Source organism: Bacillus pretiosus (assembly GCF_051294775.1).
GTDB classification, from domain to species: domain Bacteria; phylum Bacillota; class Bacilli; order Bacillales; family Bacillaceae_G; genus Bacillus_A; species Bacillus_A wiedmannii.
On the sequence record NZ_JBPPHF010000001.1, the window covers coordinates 1,587,966 to 1,612,162 of the forward strand.

A 24,197-nucleotide genomic window follows, 5' to 3' on the forward strand; every position below is an offset into this window, starting at 1 on the left:
AGTTTAACTTATAAATAATGAAAATCATGTAAATAAGCTGTCCATATGGGCAGCTTATTGTATTTTTTGCTTAGCGTTTTTTTGATGCATGTTGAATTGATGGTATTTTTGTACCAAGTACAAGTATGAATGCAACAAGTGCTAATCCTGTACATAGAAGAAATAGATAATGGAATGAAAATGATTTTATTACTCAAAGATCTAATACTGGTCCTAAAGCCATGCCATTGCTTCTCCACGAAGAGATCGTGGAATACATCAATCACAGCCTTTTCTATCGAACTTGTAGCAACTGCCCAGCTGATTCCATGGAAAATATGTAAAATCACTAAGCATATAGCCCCTGTTATCCAAGTATAAAAATACATTGCCTTTACAAATAATACTCAAACATTTTTGCAACCTTTTCTTTTATTTTTTCTTTTATAGATAATTGGTTGACGTCAGAGGATGTTACTTGCTTTGAATTTTGTAAGTCTGCATTAATCACAGGTTTTATTTTCGAAATATAGATAGGGTCATGAATATAACAGTTCATTTCTTCATTTAAATGAAATGAGCGTGAATCAAAATTCACGGTCCCAACCATCAATACTTTTTCATCAATCAAAAATACTTTACCGTGTAACACCCCTTTTTTATAACCATATACTTCCATACCCTGTTTTAATGCTTTTCGGATATATGGATATGCTGCTTCTTTAACTAATAGTGCATCCGAATGAGGTGAGAATAGAATTTTGACACGGACTCCCCTCTTTCTTGCATCTACTAATGCGTTCCAAATAGTTTTGTCTTTTGGTATAAAATAAGGTGTTAATATAATAATGGATTCCTTTGCTTGTTCAAACAGCATTTTATAATCTTGCCCAAGTTTTTCTCCACTATAATATGCAGTAAATCGTTGCGAGGTTGCTCCCTTTTCCTTTACCGCATTGTGTATCGGAATCGGTTTCTCTGCGTTTCTCTTCCAGTCTAATACAAATTGTTGTTCTAAATCTTGAACTCCTTCTCCTCGTATTTGAAGATGATAATCTCTCCAATAACCAAGTTTTTCTTTTTCCCCTAAATACTTCTTTCCGATGTTGAATCCGCCAATGTAACCAACCTTTCCATCAATAACTGAAATACGACGATGATTCCGATGATCCAAAGAAGAAAAAAGATAAGGGAAAGCAGGTTTATTGTAATATGTAAAATGAACTCCTTTTTTAACTAATAATTCTCTTTCCTTTTTCTTTAGTAAAATTCCACCTAACCTGTCCAAAGCATAGTATACTTCTACACCTTCTTGACTTTTTTTCCGTAATAACTCTAGAAACTGATGGCTTACTTTATCATCAGCAATAGAAAAAAAGTTAACATGCACGTAATGCTTTGCTTTCTCTATATCTGAGAATAGTTGATTGTTTAACTGTTTCCCATCTGTATACAAAGTAATATCACTTTGACGCATAGGGTATTGACTAGAATTCTGGCTAAATACCCCATTTTTTTCGGCTATCGTTCTGTCAATTTCACCCCAAACAAACAGAACTAAACATCCACCGATAAATAAAAAGAGGAATACTCGGAAAATTCTTCCTATCTTTTTCAGCATATTTAATCTCCTTTATATATTATCGTTTTATTTCTGTTAGTTTTTGTTATTGGGACAAAACTATTCCATGCATCTATTAGCTAACAAAATCCTTCTTTGAATGATTAACTATAAAATTTCTCATTCGCATAACCCTAAAATTGGAAGTCGTACGACGATAACAAAATAGGCACTCTATATTTTGAAGTACATTTACAAGGAGGAATACTACATGACAGTAAGTACTAAACTTAAACAAACTATCGCTGGATTAAAGAGTGCTCAAGCATGCCTAGAAGGATTTGTTCTTGATACTGATAACAAGCAAGCAAAACAATTATATAAAGGTGCAGCACAACAAACTCAAGAAATTATTGAATCTTTAAATCCTCGTCTTCAACAAATTGAACATGAAGAGCCTCAGTACAAGTAATAACATAATACCTTTCACATAGAATATCGTCCCCATGGAAGAGTGCCCAGCTTAAATAACGATTATCATAATGCTAATTACGATTAAAGGGTCTCACCATATTGCCATCAATTTAAGCATTCAAAATTACCCCAAAATGAAAAAATGAATTCAACTCTCATGGACACCTATGAAAAGATAAAATTTTCGTTTTTGGGCATTTCAAAATATTAGCTTGATTGGCATAGGGGTACCGCCACATCGCTATCAAGCTAAGATTATACAATGTCAAGTATAGTAGAGATTATTTCTTTTTTCTAAAAGCCAGGCTTAGAGAATTTAAAGGTTTGCATGCGAAATAAACCCTATCGGGTTTCATTTTTTGAATTAGGCCGCTTGATCTTCAGAAATGGTATAATTATAAACGACACCTAATATATCAAAGACTGTTTTCTTCTCATATCTGTGAGATTTTCGCCCATTTTGCTGTAGGAGGTTGAACAGGCGAATGAGAATCTTTGATAATTCTTGGGTGTCTTTCTGTATGGCTTGATAAATAAGAAAAAAATAATCTCTAATCATATATATGGCCTTATATTCACTCAGCTCTCGTTTCTTTTTCATAAGAAGTAATTGACGCATTTGAAACATAGTAGAAGAACAGAGGAGAATGGCGATCAGTTGCCCATACAAATGGCATTCTAATCTTTCTCGTTTTATCTTTTTACAATGGTGAATTTGAAAGAATGATTTCCATGTTTTAAATAAAATCTCGATTTGCCAACGTAAAGAGTACCAATCATGTACTTGTCCCATCGGGACAGTATCTGTAGGGGTATTTGTCATATATACATTGATACCACTGAGACGTTTACTACGAGGGGAATACTTTATTCCTTTCTTTTTCTCTCTTACAGCTTGATCTTGCAATCGTTTTTGTTGTTGTTCATCTGTAAGTCGATGAACAATCACACGAGTTGGTACTTTATCAGTCATTCCTACATAAGCATCGGATATTTCATAGGTTTGCCCTGGTTGAAGAGATTTCATTAATACCTCCATATCTATCTGTATATACTCTGTACCTTTCTTGATTCTTCCATCCTGAAAATAATCAGGTGTGAGATTTTTTTGATAAATACGTGTATTGGATTTAATACGAGAGATATAGTAAGCCTTTTTATCTTGTATATGTTGAAGATCTTTTAAATGAAAATACCCTAAATCACGGATACATAAATCATTTGGTGTTACAGTTGGAACACACAGAGAACCATAGGTTCGATCATGTTGTTTTCCTGGACCTGTATGGATATGTAGGAATTGTCCGCTTAATAGGTCATATTCAAGTTGAATTTTCATCCCAGCAGTATGGCTACATCCTCCAGCCCCAGGATAAATGGTTGAAAATATATCTGGAAGCTGAAATGCAGTGGAATCTAAAATGCGAATACGCTTGAAAACAGAGGTGTATGGAGAAGAAAGTGGCATAGATGAAGTTAATTTTTTATTTAGAAGGTTAGTCAATATATGTTGTAAAAACTGAACAGCTGATGTATTAAACCGTTGATTCAGTCCTTCTGGACTGATGAGTACTTCTGTGGATGCTTCTAAACAGCTAGATAACTGAGCTAAAGAGGTTGTAGCGATATTTTGACTCATCCATATACATAAAGCGACTAAATCTTTTGCTTGGTATTTACTAGTTCGTTGTACAAAACCAACATCTTTAGCAAGATCCCGTAAGGTATTTGGAGATAAAAAACTTTGAATCTCTTGAGCAAATAGTTGTAATTCATCAGACACAGAAACAGACATAAAAAACGCCATCCTTTCCTATAATTCTACAGAAAGGATAACGCCTTTTTTGCTTTATGGATAGTGTAAAACCTTAGTTTTATAGCGATGTAGCGGTACCAAATAGCCGTTTAATAATTATTTATGCTACCTTTATATATCTATATGATCAAACATTATTACTCATTTTTAATTGCTCTAAAAGATAATCACAGACATTCACAAAAATACATTGTTTTTTTAAACTTAATAATAAGTACTTTAATTCAAATTCTTGATAAAAAATCTTAGTGATATATAGTTTAAATTCATCTAAATTAGGCTTTTCTGTGTTGTATAGCATATCTAAAGGAAGCTTAAATTTAGAAAATAAATGATCGTTTTGGGCAAAAATCGAAACTTCTTCTCTATTTAATCGATCATTAAATGCAATTAAAATTTTTCTTAAGACATTTACTTGTTCTTCTTCAAATTCATGATCTATAACAAATCTATAAAATGGGAATTCATCTGACTGAATCATACTTTGCATAAGTCTAAATTGATATCTTAATAAAGTCACTTCTTTGATTAAATCCATATTTCCCCTCCTTTATTTCCCTAAATTAACCAGTTTATCATAACAATTTATAACTTAAAATACAAATAATTATGATATATCACCCATACAGTTTTTATTAACATAACCTATCATTATCAATAGTTAACGATGCGTAAAATTTTCGTTATGGGGGTAATTAAAACTATTAGCTTGATAGCGATGGGGTACCGCCACATACCCATCAAGCTAAAGATGTATATTCCATGCACTTCTTTTCTTGATGCTCACATGCTTGATATTTTTATTTGTTTTTAAAGTTTGCTTTTGATTAAAAGGGAAAATACACGCTATAAAAATAAAACCCCAATTTCTCTATATTAAAATTGAGAAATTGGGGTTTAGTCACGTAATAATATTTTTTATTTAAAACAAGTAACTGATTAATAATCCTGCCGATAATAAAAAGCCAAAAATCGTATTTGTCATCGCTGTTGATTTCATTGCGATGCGCATATACCCGGGATCCTTTGCTCCTTTTTGGAAACTTTGAATGGCAGAAATTGGCTTTCTCAAACCTAGGAACATAACTAATGCCCAAGGGCTTATATAACCCATCAATACAATTACGGCGATCCATAAATAAGCAATGAAAAAGGCTACAGCTAGTGTTACTATTGCTTTTTCTCTCCCAAGGAGGATTACTAATGTCTTTCTTCCACCTTTAATATCTTCTTCGATATCTCGGATGTTATTCGACATGTTGATTGCACCGACTAAAATTCCAATTGGAATGGAAATCAATACACTTTCAATCGTTATCGTATTCGTTTGAATAAAGAAAGCAATGAGTACAAAACATGTCCCCATTAACAATCCAGAAACTAATTCTCCAAATGGAGTGTACGCAATTGGTAATGGACCACCTGTATATACGTAGCCAACCGCCATCCCAATTAAACCAATAACGACTAACCACCAGCTGCTATTCATACAAATATAAACTCCAATAATTGCTGCTACTACATACAATAAAAGCGCAACTGTTAACACATTTTTTGGTTTCAATCCGTGACGGACAATTCCACCACCGATGCCAACAGAATCAGCGGTATCTAATCCACGTTTAAAATCATAGTACTCATTAAATAAGTTCGTTGCGATTTGCAATGCTAAACACGCAACCATCATCGCAATAAATAAAAGCCAATGAATTTCGGCAACATAAAGTGATGCCACTGTCCCTAAAATTACAGGCGAAAATGTCGCCGTTAATGTATGCGGGCGCGTCATCTTCCATATTAATTTAGCGGAACTAATTTCTTTTTCTGTCCCCATAACTCTGTTCAATCTCCGATACGATAAACTTAACTAAATCTATACAATTCAATCAAATTTACACAAGTTAGTGCTTCATCGTGTTCTCGCACCCCCGAAGGGACGAGGGGTATAACACTCCACACGAGGCAGTATCGTTACCTCCATTATCAAGCATTTATTTTACCCATCTTGATAAATTTATCGACGCATTTACATCCCTATCGTGATGGCTATTGCATGAAGCACAACACCACTCACGTATTTTTAAACTCCACTGTCCTTCTGGTTGAACTGAATGGTCGTATTTTACTCCGCAACATGAACAAATCTTGCTTGAGGCGAACCATTTATCAGCTTTTACATACGCAATGCCATATTTCTCGCACTTGTATGATAAACATTGAAAGAAGAAGTGTAATTTTTGAAATGAAAATGCTTTCGATAGTTTTTTGTTTTTTAACAGGTTTGAGATAGATAAATCTTCCACAACAATCCTCATTGGTTTGGTTTTCACCAATTTAGCTGTTGCTTGATGAATATGGTTATTTCGGATATTCGTAATTTTCCTAGATAACCGCAGGTGCTCAGTTTTAGCTCTTTCATATCCGGCAGATTGAATTTTTACACCTTTTTTAAATCTCCTAGACATATCTCTTTGTGCTGACTTTTTCCTTTTCAAAAGTTTTTTAACCTCGGCATCTTTGTTTATATTTCGTTCTTTCATACCATTAGAAGCTACAAACAGCTCTTTTAAACCAACATCCACACCAATCGACTCATTGGTTAGTGCTTGTAATTCAAAGTCTTCTTGGAATCCTACACTAATCCACCAGTGACGACCGTCAAATGTAACTCTTGGATTGGATGGTTTTTTGTTTCTTGGTAGTTGTTGGCTTGTTTTCACTTCCCCAATAGACTGAATATGAACTACTTTCTTTCCTATAATCAGTCTTTCATAATTGGCATAAAATCCTTGGATTACATCTTTTTTGGATTTATAAGAAGTGTGATAACCATTTTTGTACTTTTTGAACGAATTTTTTCTCGCCGTATCAAAATCTTTTGAAGCCTGTTTAGGAACTTGTGCATTGATGTCTTTTAACCACTCATATTTCTTTCGCTTCTTGATCTTTGTAAATCGTTTCTGTAAAGCTAACTGTGAAACAGATTTTCCAAATAGCTTATAGTATCTATCACTCATTCTTTTACAATAGTTATAAGCAAATCTTGCAGCACCAGCATGGTTTCTAAGCACTTTTTCTTGTTCAGGCGTTGGAATCAGTCTGACTTTCTTCGCCAATATCATCAGAATGTAACTCCTTTAATGAAAGATTTGTTCTTCTGAATAGTAGCGTGTTCCACCAGCATTCTCCTGAGACTACTCGGATGCAAACCTGTTAATTCCGATACTTGACTAACTCGTGAAAATTTCATTAATATTCTCACCCCATTGAATTTACCACAATGCATAGGTTCGGTAGCTTCAATGGGATTTGATAGATTTAATTAAATTTATCTCGTTCAACTAAGGGCGCAATTCCTTAGCCAGTTCTCTTATGAACTTCTCATATTTTCACATGAGCGCAGACTATATGTTTATCTCTTTAGAGATAGAGGATTTTTCCATCACCATAGGCTTGTGATGTACTCTCGTCAGTTATACGAGATAGTCGTTGAACGTTCATCTTATCCATTTTGACTTAGATGATTCGAGGCGGAAGACCCATTATTCTAGTGTTTAGGATTTAACCGTGCACGATCTGATTGATTTTTTCTGCTTTCGCAACATTCACGCTCGCTATTTCTAGCCACGTTGTAGTTCAATCAGCTTTAGGGATTGCCCGCAGTTAACCCTCACTACTAGCCAATCACTTGACTAGCAGGGCTTACTGATATATTTAATTAACTTTCGTTATAACTGGTTAAATAAATCGTAACAGTTAGTTACCCTACATTTAAGTATAAATTACTAGCAGTATCTTTCTATCTATTTCCTGCTTCACATCTATTATATCAAAAAATGAATTGGTAATAGAACTGTAATGCTCTTGCTTATCCCTCTATCACTCTTGAATTCAGTTTTTCAAAAGAAAATCCGTTGCTCAAATGCGAACAACGGACCTTCTTTATATGAACCAATGTAAAACATCCTCAGCAATCTCTTCCGGTCTATCCCAATGCATTAAGTGCCCTGTATCTCTATAGAGCTTAGTCGTAATATCAATATGCTTCCTAAATTCTGCAATTTGCAATTCCCTTATTTCTAAATAATTATGTGGGAGATCACAATACAATAATAAAATATCATTTTTAATTTCATGCGATTTCAACGTTTTATACACCGTATATTGAAACTTAATTACACTTCTAGCGGTATCGCCAGTAGCATGCCATTTCACTTTATTATCTTCTTCTCGCATTAAGTCATAAACCGCACGTTCTATTTATGGTTAGACTACATCTTCACGCCTATGAAATTAATATAGTTTAATAATTGTACTATACGTCTATCGTAAGTGTGATTTTTCAAAGTTTTATCCAGTCCATTTTTCGCTATTTGTTTTCTTTCTTGTACATGTTCCAAATAATACTCCGCTTTTTGTATAAACTCCCGTGCACTATTAAAAGTTTCTATTTCAACACCTGGTATGTAATGCTTTGCTACATCTGGTCGTATATCAGTTAATTGAAAAGAACCTACAGCATTAATTTCAAAAGTCCTATTATTTACTGAATACGCTTGGATGTTTGCGGCATTACAATTCAATTCTTTATCATTTGGTGAACGGTGTAAATTTATATTAATTTTAGTAGCTACGTAATATTGCAATGCATCCTCATACTTCGCAAGTGGCAAGACATGTATTTTATCCTTTAATCTTTCATAATTCTTTAACTTCTCCCAACCGAACCCCACAATTTTTATATTTTTTTCTGCTAAATACTCTGAAATAGAATCAATAAAGGTAAGTCTATTTTCAAATGCTGTGCCTATAAAACTAAGATCATACTTATATGTATCCCCTTTATAAGAAGGTTTAAACACATCTTGATGCGCCGCTAACGGAAGATGAAACACATTCTTACATCCTAACGCTCTATAAAACTTGATACAATTTAAATCTTGCGTAAATATGTAATCATAATACGGAACAAGATTTTGTGTTACATCCGTATAATAAGGATCATCTGTCAGCCAAAGTCCAGTAGTAAAACCTGCACTCTTTATTACTGGCATGACACTAATAATACCCTCGTTTAAACCACCGAGTACCAAAATAAAATCCGGTTTCATTTTTAATGCGGTTTCTATCGCTCGTTCTGGGTTCACCATAATTGTATTACTGTTTACCTTTTGTAAACTATTCAAAATTGCTGCTTCGATCATTGGGTAATAAAAAGGAATTCCTGATTGAATAAATAAAATTTTCTTAGGCGTATTGTCTTTCATGTCATCCCCCCTATTTCTACATAATCAAAGTGCACGAAAATTAGCAGTCTTTATTCATTTTATGACATCTTACTTTACATGTATAAGCAACGTTTATGTCCATTATGTTGCACTTCCCCTCATTTTACAGACTAATGAGATTTTGGAAGCTGTTACGAAGGGATTAAAATTAGGTTATATTCAGCCCAATTATTAAACATAGAAAATGAATACAAAAAAAGAGCCTGCTCGTACTAGTTGGCTCTTTCTCTTTTACAATATCTAATACGCTATACGGCAAAAAAGCTATGATTACGGTCAAATTACTTCCAAACAACACCTCGCCGCTCATATTCCATTCTATATTCAACAGCAGCTGCGATTTTAGGACTTGCGAATCTTTCCGTGATCCAAAGTCCTAAATCAACTCCTGAAGTAACTCCTCTTGCGGTAATAACATTCCCTTGATCCACAATTCTGTAAGGAAGCAATCCTGCTCCATATTCACTCATTTCATTCTGCGCCAAATGATGCATTGTCGCCTTTTTATCATTCAATATACCGGATGCAGCTAGTAACATACCTCCAGTACAAACTCCCGCAACGATCGTTCCTTCATTATGCATCTCTCTAATTATTTTAGTCAAAGTACCAAGCTCAGCTTCCTTTCGCGCCCCATGTTCAGCTTTATGATTCCAGCCACCACCAGGCACAATTAATAAATCTGGACGATTATCCATTCGTAAAAAATCATGTAGTTTAATCGTAACTCCGAACGAAGTAGTAACTTCTTGTTTTCGTTCACTTGATACGAGTTCAACCGTAAATGGAGCCCCTTCTTCTATCGCTCTTTTTAGTACTTCAAAAGGTGCAAAGGAGACAAGTTCTCCGAAACCGTCAAACAATACAATTTGTATTTTCATTTTTTGAACACCTCATATGCTTTCTTTTTCGCATCCAAAATTAAGAGAATAAATGTTATATACAAATTAACAATGAAGATTGTCTTTCTCCTCTCACTCTATAAACTTCCAAATGTTTTTCCAATTCCCTCTCATCACTTATTACAAGTAGCGTTTTCTTCACAAAGTTCCAATTTAAACTACCGGATAACCATAATAATGAAGAAAGCCTTTTATAATCATTTGATGTTAAAATATTATGGGCCTTATACCCTTCTAAAAATGCTCTAGCAACTTTCGAACATACTTCATGCGACTCTATTCCTTCTGTCCGGGAATACCATTTTATTAAAAAGGCTAAACCTTCAATACGATCTACATATCCAATCGATTCAAAATCTACAATCCCTTTTACACATTGATTTGAATCCCATATGACATTTAAAGGATTTAAATCAGTTTGTACAATATACTCTAGATCATTCGTATGTGCGCTTTCTATATGATACTTAGCGAGATCTATATACCCTCTTAATTCCTTACATGTACCACCCTTATTTTCTAATAGCTTTATAAACTCACCATATCCATCTAAATGTGATTTCTTTTGAAAAATCGGGCTTTGAAACGTACTAGAAATATCATGTATCTTTCTTGCTTCCTTTCCAAAGACTTCTACCATCGTTTCTGTACAATAAGTGACATGTTCCCCTTCCATCCAAGTAGACAATACAAACCGGTACTGTTCCTCATTCCAAGTGACTAATGTAAAGGACTCTCCCGCCCTATTCTCCTTAATCTGCATAAATGGAATTCCATGCTCACGTAAATAATACGTAAACCGTACTTGCTCTTTCAATTGTTCATTTGATAACGTCCCAAAGGCCGGATTGATTGTTCGAGCACGATTTATAAACCGTGCGGAATACTGGTCTCCATTTACGACGATTTTATAATGCAAATCGGTATTCCAACTGTTCTTATGTAATTCTTCTTCCACTACTAATGTATGGATTTCTTTAAAATAATTTATTAATATGTCTTTTATTATGTGTTTCATCATTTTTTCCTTTCATGTGAAAACCCTCGATGATAGGTTTGTAACATACACTTAATTCACTCAAAAGGAAAATAATATCCTACATAATTAAACACATTTGAAAAACCTACATTTTCTACAACCGCGACAGAAGGCTTGTTCAAATCCATGCAGTCCCAATATGGAATAATATTATTCTCCAAACACTCTTTTACGAAACTATGAGCTATCCTTTGAGCTAATTTTCTACCTTGGTGACCTTCTATCGTTTCAATATCTATACAGTGTATATTTTCAAAAACGAACCCTGAAAAACATACACTTACAATCATGTTGTCAAAAACTATACAATAACCAATTCCCTCATTAAAAAATCCATCAGGTGAGGACCAAAACTCTAAAATTTTTGATTGTAAAAAATTCAATATTCTTCAATACGTGCCCTTTATTTTCATAGAGAGCTTTACTCATTTTTAGTACTGTATATCCTTGTTCAATTTTAGGTTCACGATTACCCTCATAATTCTCTTCTTTTAGCGTATACACTCTTTGATTCCAACTCTTTAAATTACGATGTTGAAATATTTTTTCGATTGCTTTATTCCACTTTAAATGATTACCGATTGCTTCAAAGCAATTTAGTCCAGCCTTTCTTGCCTCAGGTTCTATCACATTATCAATAAAACTATTCATTTCATTATTAAACTTTTGATTTTCTGCACTTCCTATAAAAAAGAAGCCATCGTTATTCCCTAACCAAATAAGTCCTGAATTAGGAGAATAGATGTTATCTACAAATATACGACCAGGATTCACCCCTGCAATTACAGCCTTTACCTCCAATTGCCCTTTTTCATTTACTAAACTATTACATTTATAAAAATCAGTCTTGTTTAATTCAGAAATCATATGTTATCCCCCCTGAAACTGCTCTATTCTAACTTTACCACCATGACAGAATATTCTTTATTCGTTTTAATAATTGTTTTAAACCAAAGAAGTAGATAATAAAAAAGAGCCAATCTCCTATACGTTAGAAGATTGGCTCTTTCCTTTATTTACTCCCCTGTTTCAGCAAATCGCTTTATACGTTCTCCAATTTCATCACGAACACGTTGAAATTCAGACCACTCTTTTCCTGCTGGATCGTCAAATCCCCAGTGAACACGATTAACGTGCGGAGGTGTGGAAGGACAAACAGAATCTGCATGACTACAAAGGGTAACAACTAAATCAGCGTTATTTAAAATATTTGAATCGATTATATCCGATGTTTGATTCGTTATATCAATATTTACTTCTTTCATCGCTTTAATAGCATTTGGATTTACTCCGTGTGCCTCAATTCCTGCAGAATATACATTCCACTTATCACCTACATATTGTTTGCTCCATGCTTCTGCCATTTGGCTTCGGCATGAATTTCCTGTGCATAAGAAATAAATTGTCTTTTTGTTTTCCATGTTGTTTTCCACCTTTGTTTTTAAATTATACTGGTTGATCATTAAAATATTTACGCTTAAACCAAAAAGCGACGTTTACAAGGGCAATCATTACAGGTACTTCAACTAACGGCCCGATAACAGCTGCAAATGCTGCGCCTGAATGAATACCAAACACACCAACTGCTACAGCAATTGCTAACTCAAAGTTATTACTACCTGCTGTAAATGCTAACGTTGTAGTCACTGGATAGTTTGCACCAATTTTCCTTCCCATAAAGAAAGAAACAAAAAACATCACAATAAAATAAATAAGTAATGGAATTGCTATTCTTACTACATCTAATGGTACGCTAACAATCATTTCCCCTTTTAAAGAGAACATAATGATGATTGTAAATAATAATGCAAGTAATGTAAGTGGACTAATCTTCGGTATAAACACCTTTTCATACCATTCTCTTCCTTTTAACTTAACGAGTACAAAACGTGTTAACATACCTGCTATAAAAGGAATTCCCAAATAGATAAATACGGATTTCGCTACTTCTATCATTGTAATATCAACAATAGCCCCTTCAATCCCTAACCATTCTGGAATGACTGTTACAAACACGTATGCATAAACGGAGAAGAATAACATTTGAAATACTGAGTTAAAAGCTACTAAACCTGCAGCATACTCTTTATCCCCATCCGCAAGGTCGTTCCAAACAATTACCATTGCAATACAGCGTGCTAAACCAATCATAATGAGCCCGACCATGTATTCTGGCTTATCAGGAAGAAAAATAATTGCTAAAACAAACATAAGTACAGGTCCGATAATCCAGTTTTGTACTAAAGATAAAACCAATACTTTTACGTCTTTAAATACTCGGCCCATTTCCTCATAGCGAACTTTCGCTAATGGTGGATACATCATGACAATTAAACCAACAGCAAGTGGAATAGACGTCGTTCCAACTTGTAATGTATTTAGTCCGTCTACTATACTAGGAAACACAAACCCTAAACCAATCCCAACAGCCATAGCTAGAAAAATCCATAGCGTTAAATATCGATCTAGAAAAGATAAACGTTTCATTTTATTTTCCATCTCCTATTAACAACAAGAATTTTTTTCTACTACGTTAGAAGTCGTGCAACAAGAAGGCTCTTCAATTTTATGAACATCACTATGTGCTTTCGTATAAAAGAATTCCCACTCGTTCCCATCAGGATCTGTTACCCAAAACTTATCTTGAACCGCATAGCAACAAGTCGTATCCATCTCATCACGTGCAAAGAACCCTTCTTTTTCTAATCTTTCTTTATGCAATGTAATTTCTTCAGCTGTATCCACTTGGAAACCGAAATGATTTACCTGATTTCCCTTCACTTCATCTCGTACGTTCAGCGTGAAGTTAAGTCCTGGCGTCTCTAATAAAAATTTTGCATAATCCACTTTCACCTTAACTGGTGAAACACCAAATACCTTTTCGTAAAATTCAATAGACTTCTCTAAATCCGTAACATTTATACCAACGTGAACATATCTCATAGCTAATTCCTCCTCTTTATATTTCATTAATCAATTTTTTTTGATTAATGGTGCAAAATTTTAACAGCAACTACCTTTGCCTGTTTTTCTAAAGATACAGCATAATTCTTCTGATAATAAATTATTTACTTCCGCATCATTTAAATCATAATAACTCCACGTGCCTTTTGTTTCTTTTACAATTAAACCTGCATCTAATAAAATCTTTAAATGATAGGACAACTTAGATTGCGTCATGTCAAAAACCTCTGTTAAATCACATACACAAGTCTGGCCTCGCTGACAAAGTTCATACATGATTTCTAGACGCTTCTGATCCGCCAACGCTTTAAACTTTTTCTCATAGAGCTGAAAATCTTGTGCCACTGTAGTTCACTCTCCCTTCATCAATTTTTTTTGATATTTATAGTATATACGCAGATGAGTTCTATATGCAACTAATTCATCAATTTTTTTTGATTTATCAAAAAAAATTCCTCTTCAAAATCTATACTTGAATACTTTTTCTTGCTCAATATAAAATAGCTTTCTTACAAATTAATACGATAATTTAATATTAACATGGTGCAGTTTCAGGGGTAAGTTATCAGAAAACATATGAAGTAAGCACTCTACAAATGATAATATATTAAATCTCGTTAAAACAAAAAGATATGTCCTAGTAGTATACCTAGGACATCCCCTTCATTTTATAATTTCTAGATTCTATACATCACAAACAATTGAATATACCTTCTGTCTAAAACATAGTATTATCATTAGCTGCCTCATTTGGAATCTCTTGAATTACATCCCAGTGTTCAACAATCTTACCATTCTTTATACGAAATATATCGACTATAGCAACTCCCTTATCTTGAGAATTAGTACGAGAATGTACATGAAGAGCAACTGTATCTCCTTCTACTACTACTCGTTTAATCTCTGCAGAAGAATTAGGATTTTTAACAAAGTCCTCCTTAAAGAAATCCATGAAGGCTTTTCGTCCGTCAGCAACAAAAGGATTATGTTGCTTATAATCTTCACTTACATATTTAGGGATAATATCGATATCATGTTTGTTAAAAACTTCATTATAGAAATCAACTACCATCTTTTTATTCTTTTCATTTTCTGTCGCTTCTTTCGATACCGATGCAACATTCTCACTCTTTATTGAGTGACCTTTGGTATTACCAGTTGAAGCTTGAAATATCAAAGTCGACACAATTCCTAAAATAAACACAGAAATAATTATTACTATTAAATTTTTCTCTAATTTCATTTATGCCTACCTCTTCTAATCGTATAATAAGTTATCTTCCATAACACGCTTGAGAAGTAGAAACCTTCCCAAAAATGTAATGTGAGGGGGAATGTGAGGAAATTACACTCCCCCTTATACAAGGCATGTTAGAAACTAATAACTCTAACTTAATACCTCATTAACAGTTGCACTGTCCACAATTTGAATAAACTTCTTAACCTTATCGTTCTCATCAAACTCATAAAGATGACAGAAATCTGCTATGAACGATTTCCCTGTTACTTTATATGTTCCACTATATTTTCCATACACGATAACAGTATTGTTATTAAAAGCATAAATTTCATCTTTAGCGTTATAGTTATCCCATTCCGTGCCAAGACGTTCATGTACATTTTTCACTACTGCATCAGGACCTGTATAAGTGCCCGCATATGGAAACCCAGCAGCTTCTGTCCAAGATACATTCTCACTTAAATACGTTTTGAAAGCATCCATTTTCCCCTCGCCAGTTAACACATACGTTTCATGTAATAGTTTTTGATATTTATTCATAGCATTAACCCCAAGGCATTTCTTTTGTTACAACTTTTGCACTTAATTCTAATACACCTTTATTTGCATAGTCTGGATATGCTGCTTCAAGTTTCGCTACAAAATCTTTTGAAGTTTTACTTTCCTCAGAAGCTTGAACCGCAGTTCTTAGGTAATCCATAGTTGCAATAATCGCTTGATTATCTAAGGATTTTTCAATTGATCCATGGCTAGGTACAATTATGTCAGCATTTAATGCTTGTAATCCTTTCAAGTTCTCAATCCATGCCTCCATAGCCGCTTTTGAGCTAGTATCCGCTAAGAATACATGTATTTCGTTAAATACATCAATACCACCAATTAATACTTTTAGCTCTTTATTAAATAAGCTAGTTCTGTAATGATCTAAGCCTACTAGTTCAAATGTTAACCCCTGAAAATCAATTGTTTTTTCTTTAAACACTTGAGGTAATACTACGTTGCTTGGTGCGTTTTCTCCTAGGGCACCTTTCCAAACTTTTAATTTACCTAAGACAGAATGAACAATATGTTCAACAGTAGACTCTGTAGCATACGCTATAGCTTCTGGGTAAGCAGCCTTAATAATTTCTAATCCAAAGTAGTAATCAGGATCCCCATGAATAATAAAGATTTTATCTAAAGATAAGTCGTTTTTTTTCAGATACTCAACAATTTCTTTCGAATCAGATTGAGTAAATTTTGAGTTTATTAAAAATGCATGTCCCGCTTTCTCAACTAAGGTTGCAGTGACCATAAAACTTTTTTCGTCTGAACTAAACACCGTCAATTTCACATCTTTTTGATTTGTATCAATTGTTTTAAACATAGAATGTTATTCTCCTTTTGTTAAAGTTATTTTCTAGTTAACATATTTTTATCTTGTTCCGACAGAAGCTCCCTCTTCAATTTACCTGAAAGTGTGATAGCACCAGCAAATAGGCGAGAGATGAATGTCGGTTGGCGTAAGCTAACATGTTTGCTACTATAGCTGATAGTAAAATTAAATTTGGACTCTTTTTAAAAATAAATTGAAACCGACTGTTATAAAAAGGTTTAAGTCCATCCAATTCTAGTCTTTTTTAAAACGTTAAATGTTATATACTGTAACTTAAAATTCATTAATATAAATTTTTAAAACGCGCTTCAATTTTATCCGGCGTCATTACCCCACCACCAATAGGGATAATTTGATTATCCTTTTGTAAAAGTAATGAAGGATAACTATTAACACCAAGCTGTCGCACTTTATTGAAATCGTTTTGGACATCTATTATTGTTTCTTGAGCGTTTAAACGTTCTAGTACTTGTTCAGGGTCCAAACCATGCTCGATTGCAATCTTACGATATGTTTCAGGATCACTCAGACTTTGGCCCTCATAATAAAACGCTTTTTGCATAGCCGCAGTGAATTCTAACAAACGATCTGGTGCTAATGAGCGTAAAGCTGAAAAGCCAATTGCAGCATCTTTCGAATTCATTTTAAAAGTCCCTTCTTCCACCAATTTTTGATATGAAGGACCAAATTCTGCACCTGTAAGTTGATTAATTCTTTTATTCCCCTCTTCTATATATGAGAAATTTTTTATTGGTAAATTATCTAAAAATAAACCTCCACATAAAACGGTTAACGGCATTTCAGTGTGGTTTTTGTAAAACCCTTTAATACTTTCTGAAAAGCCATAGCACCATCCACAATAAGCGTCCCATACATAAATAAGGTTATCTTGTTTCGTCTCCATTTAAATCTCCTACCTTTATTTTTATTATCCAGCTCAGCTAAATTTCTGGTTTATATAAGTACATCTTTTTATATCTTGTTCTTTTTTGAGTTACCTTACTATATTTTTCAAAACTAACCTTTCCCAAAAAGATTAGATAAGATTTCTAATAAAAGATAGCGCTGCACATCATTGCTCCAAAATAGAAGATACTAAAATTCGGAATATATCTTGATTTAAATATGTTAGTAACTTCCTACACCGGGCGATAACATGTGGACTACCATCCTTAATTAAATATATAAACCTTATTTTCACTTTAAATATCCATAAGATGTAACTAACTCAATTACAACCTTATGTAACCATATTAGTTACAACTGTAGTAGAAGTCAATTCTTTTTTAACAAAAACAATAAATTTCTACCCTAACGCTTTTAAAATTCTATTATTAAAAACTGGCTTCTTGTTCTTAAATTTGTTAAAAAGCCTAGTAATTCCCTAAAAACATCACTAGTAAATATGGAACAACAAATTCAAGATAATTTACAAAACAAATAATATAAATACCTCTTTCATGGCTTACCGACAGAGTACCAGTTCTAGTACATAGTTTTTTTCAAAGCATTACATTTTGTTTTTACCTTTAATAGAAACTACCTGATTAACTAAAACAGGAACTGTCCCACCATGACTTATAATTTTTTATCCCTGTACATTGTGCGGGAATTTTTTTCATAAAGAAAAGACACCCTAAAGTGCCTTCTTTCAATGTGAACCATCACAATTTCAATAGTAAGTATTGGACTCTCATCCAAATATACTTTTACCATGTTAAATTGTTTGATTCATTGAGGAATAGGGTTCAAATTTGGGTTAGCATCACATCGCTAACATACTAAGGTTTTATGCTACCCAAAAACAATGATTTTTACTCTGGGGATCTCAATTTTACTATTTGGGGATTTATGCTTTTCTTAGCTTGATAGCGATGTGGTAGGGCCCTATATTTGACTCTTTTTCTACACCTAGATATTCTAGAGTTCGTTCTAACATAAGTGCTGCCTGTTGACGTGTGAGTGTGCCATATGGCGTAAACTTAGTAGCTGAAACACCTCGGATAATTCCTGTACCGTATAGGGCTTGTACATCATAATACCAGCTGCGAACGTATTTACATCAAGAAGATTAATGGAGCAAATGATGATTGCCCTAAATTGGTTTGATAGCTGTTTTTGCAGAGTTTGAGCGTGATATTATTCTTTGAAATTCTCTTCTTAAAGATAATACGTAAATACAAACAAAACCAGCAAAACAACGTTCCTATGTCTTACTGGTTTTGTTGAAGTCCATTTTGAATTGTAGCTAGTTCAACGTAATTGCAAATTCTGAGTTCGGTACCCCAGCAATTACAATCGTTCCATTCTTCGGCAGTTTTACTTTGTTATTGCCGCTCACGATGGTAAAGTTGACACATACTCCGTTCTCATCATACACCGCGAACGCACCCTTCGATGGCAATGTCACGGTCATCCTTTTTCCTGCTGCCGCTTGCGGAATCGTAAACCATTTAGCATGCCCATTTGCTTGCAGAGTAACTTTGGATGATTGGCTAGCATCAAGTGGTTTTACGTTGTTTCCACTTACGTATAACAACCCGGCCATTTCCATATATTCATTGCCGCCTTCTGTATAGAAATGCGTTTCCGTCGTATCACGGCCATTCATCACAGGGATCTGGAGCTGATGCGCCGCGGTGTTCGGACTTGTAATTTTTCTGCCCTCCCAATAGCCCGTCAGGCCTTCCTTACGAGTAATTTGTGTGGTAATAAGTTTCGGTTGTACGAGATATTCAATAGAACTAAATTTCTCATTCACGAGATAGAACTTGACACCTTCCCGCTTCGCCCATGCGGCAGCGGTTTTCTTCGATAGCACATTGTCTTCTAGTTTCTCGGCTAAATAGTGAGTCATCGCACCTTGCCCTAAGTCTGGTGTCGATTTATATGTGCTCTCTCTCAAATAAGTTCTTCCATTCTTCTCGGTGACAAAGTTGAGCTTAGAAGTACCCTTCTCATTAATAAAGCTTCCATCCATAGTATATACATATTTTTCTTCTCGATTAGATGGTAAGAACAGTTCTCCATTCTTCGTAATTTCAATTTTGAAATGAGTTTCGCTATTGCCATAAAAGCCCGCTTTCTTTGCCACGTCTTGAGGCATCTTGACCTTGACCGGCTTGCCAAAAGATTTGTTCGGCTTGATGTTCTTAATTGTCCCCTTCTCTTTAAGCACGGCGAGCAGCAATTCAGTTGCCAGCAGTTGATTTGTAGAGCTTCGTCCACCGGATGACAACACAGCCGCTGCCATTTTCTGTTCCGGAAGCACGACCAGTATAGCATGTTGCAGTGCCGTGTCGCCGCCCTTAGCCAAGCCTTTTATCCCATATTCACTGAATGGGTATAGTTTCACACTATCCCAGCCAAGACCATAGTTAAAAATATTATCTCCATCCCCCGGCCACATTCCTTTTTTATATTCCTCTTGCTCCATCGCCTTGACTACCTTATCAGAGAGGATCCCTTTTCCCTGTCCCATAAATAATTGTGAGAATCGTACCATATCTTCTGCCGTGGAAGAGACCCCTCCCGTACCAATCACATTCACCGATTCAATTGGAAGCTGACCTTGGTACGCCGGAAAATAAAGTCCAGCCCGCTTTTCGTCTCTCCATTTGTCCTGCGGCGTTTTTGTATGATTCATCTTTAAGGGTTCTGTAAACCGTTGATGTAGAAATTCGGTAAAGCTCATACCGCTGACTCTTTCCACCAAAATTTCGGCCAGCGTAAAACCATCGTTGCAGTATACCGAGAACGCGCCAGGGTCTGCTTTCAGGCTCTGGTTGGACAATTGCTGCAACAAGAAATCATGGGAATAGGTATCATTATCGTTAAATAAAAATGCATTACTTAACGTGGAACCTTGCAAGCCGGAGGAGTGATTCAACAACATACGCGGGGTAATGCGTTTGTACCGCCCATCTTTCATCTTAAAATCAGGAACATAGTTAACCACAGGAGCATCCAAATCGACTTTTCCTTCGTCGACCAATTTCATTACAGCCGCTGTTGCATACATTTTACTGACTGAACCAATCCCGTATAGAGTATCTTTGGTTAGTGGCTGTTCCCCTTCCATATCGTTCTTTCCAGCCTGCCCCGACAAAGTAAGCTTGCCATTATCAATTAGCGCATACTGCACGCTAGTCGTCCCATGGGACTTCGTGAGTAGCGCAGCCTTCTCTGCTGCAATCTTCTTCAGCTCTTGGCTAGCTACTTCTACGTTAGATACAACTGTAGTCTTACTATCAGAAAATGCTTTCGCCCCTGTTGGTAGAATCATAGTTAGCGCTAATGTAGCGGCTAATACACCAGTTAGTTTATTTTTCATGAGGGAATTGCCTCCTTAGATAAGTGATCAATTTCATCATTTGTTTGTTTAACTATGAAAATATGATAAAATTTATCCGTTCTTCCTTTTGGCCTACTTGCTAAATTCAGCAAGTAAAATATTTTTAAAAGGATCAGGACTATCAGCATTAAGGCTGTTCAAATTGACAGCTAATGTACGCTTGCCTCCAAGTGTACCTCCAGCAAAAGTAACAAACCCTGGAATGCTACCTCCGTGTCCCCATATTGAGACACCGTTTGGAAGCTTAGTTTCATAGATTCCAAGACCATATCTGCCAAGTGCAGCTTCTCCTGTTGGAACTGTAGTAAGCATTTGTTTTAGTTGCTGTTCTTTTATTAATTTACCTCCAAGTAAGTAAGAGAAGAATTTGTTTAAATCATCAGCAGTAGAAATCATATCTCCAGCCGAGCTCCCCATACTTGGGTTATAATACGTAACATCTTTTGGCTCACTTGCTCCGTCTAGTTGGATATATCCACGGGCATGCTTGGTTCCTGGAATCACGCTTGAATTGCCAGGTAAGAATGTATTCGATAATTCAAGCGGTTCAATAATCCGATTTTCAATCTCTTCCGCATAGCTGTTCCCGGTTACTGTTTCAATAAGGATCCCTAGTAATACGTATCCTGTATTTGAATAAGACCAGCTCTTTCCTGGAGCAAAATCTGGGGGCATCGAAATCCCCATCTTTACTAATTCTTCAGCCCTATACGATTTTTTTGTATCCATAAGATTAAAACTTTTTGACCTTGTGTATTCAGCGATACCACTTGTGTGGTTCAATACTTGCCGGATAGTAATCTGTTTATCATCATATCCGTTTCCTTGAATGACACCAGGCAACCATTTTTCAATAGAGTCGTCTAGATTCAAGCGGTTCTCTTCGGCTAATTGAAGTACAACTGTTGCCGTGAACGTCTTCGTCACGCTACCAATGCGAAAGCGAAAATCTGTTTTCATTGGTTTCTTGCTGCTCAGATTCGCTACCCCAGCGGCATAACTCCATGTTTTTCCACCCTCAGAAGTTTTAGCAAGTATCCCCGGGAATCCAAGTTGCAATGTATCCCGCACTGCTTGCTTGACAGAATTACGATCTCGTTGAGTACTTGTTTGTACCGAACTAGATACACTTTGAGTAGGTTCTGCTTTTACAATTAAGGTTGGCGTTGTGTATAACAGAGAACTTCCAGCTATTAAAATGGCCAGACTTGCACATGTAATTTGACTACATGTTTTCATAGGGCATCCCTCTCCTCTATTCATATTGTATAGGTGGTTTCTTGCTATTTCGTATTAACCACACAGCTACCATCTCCACCAATGAAAAAAGGTCAACATTGAATTCGTAATCATCTTCATATTTATTATTTTTACAAACGCCATTCTGTCCTGGGTAAATCCCTCTTTTTCCACATATATGTTAACCACATAAATTACTTCTTTTCCTTGAAACAGTCTTGTTACTGGTCTGTTTTTCATATATAAATCATATCTGTTCCGCCTTTCACGCTTCTTTATATTTTTATCATACACAATGAAAATTTCTTTTTTCTTACCCATTTCTTACAAATTACTTACTTTCAAAATCGCTTTTATAATAGGATAGAAGGAGCATCTGTGCCGTAAAGTTCAGTAAATATATTAATCAAAAAGAAACACAGTTTTTTTTACTTCTGTGTTTCTTTTTACCATCCTTTTAAATATTAAGAGTCGATTTCCCCTTAACAGGATGAATTCTGGCTCTTTTCTAATGTAATTTTTTTCATGCAATACAACACAAATGACATTGTGCTGCATGAAACACTCCTAACGTTGTTAAAATCACTTGTTTTTAAGTCAAAATTTATTTAACTTAGGGCGGATACTCCATATCCATCAGCTTAAGAAAAATAAACGCCCTCAAAACGAAAAAATAAGCTACCTTCTCAAAGTAACTACCTGTAGAAAAAGAAAATGTTCATTTAGGAGATATATTAAAACCTTAGCTTGATAGTAATGTGGTGCTACCCCACATCCATCAACTTAAGGAGAATAAACGCCACCAAAACAAAAAAAGCCCCAAATTTTTCTCGAAAATAAGGTGGGGCTTTTGAACCCGAAAAGTATATTTTTAACTATGAAAACTACAGTAAATTTTTCCTTTTTTCCTACTTGCTAAATTCAGCAAGTAAAATATTTTTAAAAGGATTAGGACTGTCAGTTCTACCCAAACTATTCCAATTGACAACCAACGTATGCTTGCCTCCAAGTGTACCTCCAACAAGAGTAGTAAACCCTAGAATGCCACCTGTGTGTCCCCATATCGAGACACCGCTTGGAAGCTTAGTTTCATAGATTCCAAGACCATATCCATCGATTCCTTCTCTTCCTGTAGGAACTGTAGTAAGCATTTGTTTTAGTTGTTGTTCTTTCAGTAATTTACCACCGAGCAAGTAAGAGAAGAATTTGTTTAAGTCGTCAGCAGTAGAAATCATATCTCCAGCAGAGCTACCTGCGCTTGGGTTATAATAAGTAACGTCTTTTAGCTCACTTGCTCCGTCTGGTTGGTCATATCCACGGGCATGGTTAGTGCCTGGAATAACGCTTGAATTGCCAGGTAGGAATGTATTCGACAATTCAAGTGGTTCAATAATCCGATTTTCAATCTCTTCCGCATAGCTGTTTCTGGTTACTTTTTCAATAAGAATACCCAGTAATACGTATCCTGTGTTTGAATAAGACCAGCCCTCTCCTGGGTCAAAGTCTGGGGGCAAAGAAATCCCCATCTTCACTAACTCTTTAGCCGTATACGATTTTTTTGTATCCGTAAAATCAGCGTCTTTTGACCTTGAGTATTCAGCGATACCACTTGTATGGTTCAATATATGCCGGATAGTAATCTTGTTACCATCATATCCATTTCCTTGAATGACACCAGGCAACCATTTTTCGATGGAGTCGTCTAGATTCAGGCGGTTCTCTCCAGCTAATTGAAGTACAACTGTTGCGGTGAACGTCTTCGTCACACTGCCAATGCGAAAGCGAAAATCTGTTTTCATTGGTTTCTTGGTTCTCAGATCCGCTATCCCAGCGGCATAACCCCACGTTTTTCCACCCTCAGAAGTTTTAGCAAGTATCCCCGGGTATCCAAGTTGCAATGTATCCCGCATTGCTTGCTTGACGGAAGTACGATCTCGTTGAGTATTTGTTTGTAACGAACTAGATA

20 protein-coding genes and 4 pseudogenes are annotated in these 24,197 nt (G+C 35.3%); 1 reads left to right on the forward strand and 23 read right to left on the reverse strand.

What is annotated here, in order from left to right:
* Positions 1-76 precede the first annotated feature (76 nt).
* Positions 77-386 (reverse strand): annotated as a pseudogene (locus tag ACSG5Z_RS07965) (MFS transporter); the annotation flags it as partial.
* A complete protein-coding gene (locus tag ACSG5Z_RS07970; protein WP_435711234.1) occupies positions 374-1,600 on the reverse strand; it encodes a phospholipase D-like domain-containing protein in 1,227 nt (408 codons plus the stop codon). The gene ACSG5Z_RS07970 and the pseudogene ACSG5Z_RS07965, both read right to left, overlap by 13 nt.
* 211 nt (positions 1,601-1,811) lie before the next feature.
* Here ACSG5Z_RS07970 and ACSG5Z_RS07975 point away from each other — a divergent pair, with 211 nt between their 5' ends.
* Positions 1,812-2,012: a DUF1657 domain-containing protein gene (locus ACSG5Z_RS07975; protein WP_000218933.1), complete on the forward strand. Its 201-nt coding sequence runs from the start codon at positions 1,812-1,814 to the stop codon at positions 2,010-2,012.
* A 366-nt stretch (positions 2,013-2,378) separates the two neighbouring features.
* On the opposite strand, the gene ACSG5Z_RS07980 is transcribed toward ACSG5Z_RS07975, so the two are convergent.
* From ACSG5Z_RS07980 to ACSG5Z_RS08080, 21 genes and pseudogenes are all read right to left on the reverse strand, one after another.
* Positions 2,379-3,809: an IS4 family transposase gene (locus ACSG5Z_RS07980; RefSeq protein WP_088610502.1), complete on the reverse strand. Its 1,431-nt coding sequence runs from the start codon at positions 3,807-3,809 to the stop codon at positions 2,379-2,381.
* 148 nt (positions 3,810-3,957) lie between these two features.
* A complete protein-coding gene (locus ACSG5Z_RS07985) occupies positions 3,958-4,368 on the reverse strand; it encodes a DUF1878 family protein (protein WP_197227686.1) in 411 nt (136 codons plus the stop codon).
* A gap of 384 nt (positions 4,369-4,752) precedes the next feature.
* Complete coding sequence (gene menA, locus ACSG5Z_RS07990; RefSeq protein WP_435711235.1) at positions 4,753-5,664, reverse strand: 1,4-dihydroxy-2-naphthoate polyprenyltransferase; 912 nt, start codon at positions 5,662-5,664, stop codon at positions 4,753-4,755.
* 157 nt (positions 5,665-5,821) lie between these two features.
* Complete coding sequence (locus ACSG5Z_RS07995; RefSeq protein ID WP_435711236.1) at positions 5,822-6,952, reverse strand: RNA-guided endonuclease InsQ/TnpB family protein; 1,131 nt, start codon at positions 6,950-6,952, stop codon at positions 5,822-5,824.
* 820 nt (positions 6,953-7,772) lie between these two features.
* Positions 7,773-8,090 (reverse strand): annotated as a pseudogene (locus ACSG5Z_RS08000) (alpha/beta hydrolase); the annotation flags it as partial.
* 11 nt (positions 8,091-8,101) lie between these two features.
* Positions 8,102-9,097: a CgeB family protein gene (locus ACSG5Z_RS08005; protein WP_435711237.1), complete on the reverse strand. Its 996-nt coding sequence runs from the start codon at positions 9,095-9,097 to the stop codon at positions 8,102-8,104.
* A gap of 302 nt (positions 9,098-9,399) precedes the next feature.
* Positions 9,400-9,999 carry a DJ-1/PfpI family protein gene (locus ACSG5Z_RS08010; RefSeq protein WP_435711238.1) on the reverse strand — a complete coding sequence of 200 codons (600 nt, stop codon included), beginning with the start codon at positions 9,997-9,999 and terminating at the stop codon, positions 9,400-9,402.
* 55 nt (positions 10,000-10,054) lie between these two features.
* Positions 10,055-11,038 (reverse strand): phosphotransferase enzyme family protein, encoded by a 984-nt coding sequence (locus ACSG5Z_RS08015; protein WP_435711239.1) that lies wholly within the window; start codon positions 11,036-11,038, stop codon positions 10,055-10,057.
* A gap of 56 nt (positions 11,039-11,094) precedes the next feature.
* Positions 11,095-11,926: pseudogene (locus tag ACSG5Z_RS08020) on the reverse strand (GNAT family N-acetyltransferase).
* A gap of 149 nt (positions 11,927-12,075) precedes the next feature.
* Entirely contained in the window at positions 12,076-12,480 is a 405-nt protein-coding gene (gene arsC, locus ACSG5Z_RS08025) for an arsenate reductase (thioredoxin) (RefSeq protein WP_435711240.1), read from the reverse strand.
* Positions 12,481-12,505: 25 nt separating this feature from the next.
* Positions 12,506-13,546, reverse strand: coding sequence for an ACR3 family arsenite efflux transporter (gene arsB, locus ACSG5Z_RS08030; RefSeq protein ID WP_435711241.1), 1,041 nt, complete (start codon positions 13,544-13,546; stop codon positions 12,506-12,508).
* Between the two features lie 18 nt (positions 13,547-13,564).
* Positions 13,565-14,002: an ArsI/CadI family heavy metal resistance metalloenzyme gene (locus ACSG5Z_RS08035; protein WP_087984492.1), complete on the reverse strand. Its 438-nt coding sequence runs from the start codon at positions 14,000-14,002 to the stop codon at positions 13,565-13,567.
* 60 nt (positions 14,003-14,062) lie between these two features.
* Complete coding sequence (gene arsR / locus ACSG5Z_RS08040; RefSeq protein ID WP_025708626.1) at positions 14,063-14,368, reverse strand: arsenical resistance operon transcriptional regulator ArsR; 306 nt, start codon at positions 14,366-14,368, stop codon at positions 14,063-14,065.
* A gap of 373 nt (positions 14,369-14,741) precedes the next feature.
* Positions 14,742-15,266 (reverse strand): nuclear transport factor 2 family protein, encoded by a 525-nt coding sequence (locus ACSG5Z_RS08045; protein ID WP_087984491.1) that lies wholly within the window; start codon positions 15,264-15,266, stop codon positions 14,742-14,744.
* Between the two features lie 144 nt (positions 15,267-15,410).
* Entirely contained in the window at positions 15,411-15,803 is a 393-nt protein-coding gene (locus ACSG5Z_RS08050) for a nuclear transport factor 2 family protein (RefSeq protein WP_060486500.1), read from the reverse strand.
* 4 nt (positions 15,804-15,807) lie between these two features.
* The gene (locus tag ACSG5Z_RS08055) at positions 15,808-16,629 is read right to left on the reverse strand and encodes an MBL fold metallo-hydrolase (protein WP_137015116.1); all 822 of its coding nucleotides are present in this window, start codon (positions 16,627-16,629) and stop codon (positions 15,808-15,810) included.
* A 292-nt stretch (positions 16,630-16,921) separates the two neighbouring features.
* Positions 16,922-17,542: a DsbA family protein gene (locus ACSG5Z_RS08060; protein WP_137015114.1), complete on the reverse strand. Its 621-nt coding sequence runs from the start codon at positions 17,540-17,542 to the stop codon at positions 16,922-16,924.
* A gap of 945 nt (positions 17,543-18,487) precedes the next feature.
* Positions 18,488-18,670 (reverse strand): annotated as a pseudogene (locus ACSG5Z_RS08065) (S-layer homology domain-containing protein); the annotation flags it as partial.
* 216 nt (positions 18,671-18,886) lie between these two features.
* Entirely contained in the window at positions 18,887-20,971 is a 2,085-nt protein-coding gene (locus tag ACSG5Z_RS08070) for a serine hydrolase domain-containing protein (RefSeq protein ID WP_435711242.1), read from the reverse strand.
* A 93-nt stretch (positions 20,972-21,064) separates the two neighbouring features.
* A complete protein-coding gene (locus tag ACSG5Z_RS08075; protein ID WP_435711243.1) occupies positions 21,065-22,231 on the reverse strand; it encodes a serine hydrolase domain-containing protein in 1,167 nt (388 codons plus the stop codon).
* Between the two features lie 908 nt (positions 22,232-23,139).
* Positions 23,140-24,197: serine hydrolase domain-containing protein (locus tag ACSG5Z_RS08080; RefSeq protein ID WP_435711244.1), on the reverse strand; the 1,058-nt coding region annotated here is incomplete at its 5' end.

What these genes read in the sequence shown, in the direction of transcription:
- ACSG5Z_RS07970 (WP_435711234.1), bottom strand. Translation starts at nt 1,600, where the DNA reads ATGCTGAAAAAGATAGGAAGAATTTTCCGAGTATTCCTCTTTTTATTT.
- ACSG5Z_RS07975 (WP_000218933.1), top strand. Translation starts at nt 1,812, where the DNA reads ATGACAGTAAGTACTAAACTTAAACAAACTATCGCTGGATTAAAGAGT.
- ACSG5Z_RS07980 (WP_088610502.1), bottom strand. Translation starts at nt 3,809, where the DNA reads ATGTCTGTTTCTGTGTCTGATGAATTACAACTATTTGCTCAAGAGATT.
- ACSG5Z_RS07985 (WP_197227686.1), bottom strand. Translation starts at nt 4,368, where the DNA reads ATGGATTTAATCAAAGAAGTGACTTTATTAAGATATCAATTTAGACTT.
- menA (WP_435711235.1), bottom strand. Translation starts at nt 5,664, where the DNA reads ATGGGGACAGAAAAAGAAATTAGTTCCGCTAAATTAATATGGAAGATG.
- ACSG5Z_RS07995 (WP_435711236.1), bottom strand. Translation starts at nt 6,952, where the DNA reads ATGATATTGGCGAAGAAAGTCAGACTGATTCCAACGCCTGAACAAGAA.
- ACSG5Z_RS08005 (WP_435711237.1), bottom strand. Translation starts at nt 9,097, where the DNA reads ATGAAAGACAATACGCCTAAGAAAATTTTATTTATTCAATCAGGAATT.
- ACSG5Z_RS08010 (WP_435711238.1), bottom strand. Translation starts at nt 9,999, where the DNA reads ATGAAAATACAAATTGTATTGTTTGACGGTTTCGGAGAACTTGTCTCC.
- ACSG5Z_RS08015 (WP_435711239.1), bottom strand. Translation starts at nt 11,038, where the DNA reads ATGAAACACATAATAAAAGACATATTAATAAATTATTTTAAAGAAATC.
- arsC (WP_435711240.1), bottom strand. Translation starts at nt 12,480, where the DNA reads ATGGAAAACAAAAAGACAATTTATTTCTTATGCACAGGAAATTCATGC.
- arsB (WP_435711241.1), bottom strand. Translation starts at nt 13,546, where the DNA reads ATGAAACGTTTATCTTTTCTAGATCGATATTTAACGCTATGGATTTTT.
- ACSG5Z_RS08035 (WP_087984492.1), bottom strand. Translation starts at nt 14,002, where the DNA reads ATGAGATATGTTCACGTTGGTATAAATGTTACGGATTTAGAGAAGTCT.
- ACSG5Z_RS08045 (WP_087984491.1), bottom strand. Translation starts at nt 15,266, where the DNA reads ATGAAATTAGAGAAAAATTTAATAGTAATAATTATTTCTGTGTTTATT.
- ACSG5Z_RS08050 (WP_060486500.1), bottom strand. Translation starts at nt 15,803, where the DNA reads ATGAATAAATATCAAAAACTATTACATGAAACGTATGTGTTAACTGGC.
- ACSG5Z_RS08055 (WP_137015116.1), bottom strand. Translation starts at nt 16,629, where the DNA reads ATGTTTAAAACAATTGATACAAATCAAAAAGATGTGAAATTGACGGTG.
- ACSG5Z_RS08060 (WP_137015114.1), bottom strand. Translation starts at nt 17,542, where the DNA reads ATGGAGACGAAACAAGATAACCTTATTTATGTATGGGACGCTTATTGT.
- ACSG5Z_RS08070 (WP_435711242.1), bottom strand. Translation starts at nt 20,971, where the DNA reads ATGAAAAATAAACTAACTGGTGTATTAGCCGCTACATTAGCGCTAACT.
- ACSG5Z_RS08075 (WP_435711243.1), bottom strand. Translation starts at nt 22,231, where the DNA reads ATGAAAACATGTAGTCAAATTACATGTGCAAGTCTGGCCATTTTAATA.